1 protein-coding gene is annotated in these 375 nt (G+C 71.5%); it reads left to right on the plus strand.

Annotated features, from left to right (window positions below; all coding sequences use genetic code 11):
• Positions 1–375: acyl carrier protein (locus UK12_RS38880; RefSeq protein WP_156179118.1), on the plus strand; the 375-nt coding region annotated here is incomplete at both ends.

Below are 375 nucleotides of genomic sequence, written 5' to 3' on the forward strand. Positions count from 1 at the left end.
CCCATGTCGCGGCCGCGCTCGGCTACCCGGGCCCGGAGGCGGTCGACACCGGCCGGGCCTTCAAGGAGCTGGGCTTCGACTCGCTGACCGCAGTCGAGCTGCGCAACCGGCTCGGCGCCCCCGCGGGGATCAAGCCCCCGGCCACCCTGATCTCCGACCACCCGCCATGGCTCCCGCTCGTCCGCCCCCCCACCCAGCCCTTTCTCCTCCCGTGTCCTCCTGGCTCCCTGCTCCTGCTCCGCCGTCCTTCAACCCCGCTCCGCCCCTGCGCCCTTCGAAGCGCTGCAGGGGAACCCGGCCCGAGGTTAAGGCGAGTGCGACGCTCCTCGACTCGATGTCCGTTATGGTCATCAACGCGTCGTCCTGGTCCAGCAT

Origin of the sequence: Saccharothrix sp. ST-888 (assembly GCF_000955975.1) — a bacterium.
In the GTDB taxonomy this organism is placed as follows: domain Bacteria; phylum Actinomycetota; class Actinomycetes; order Streptomycetales; family Streptomycetaceae; genus Kitasatospora.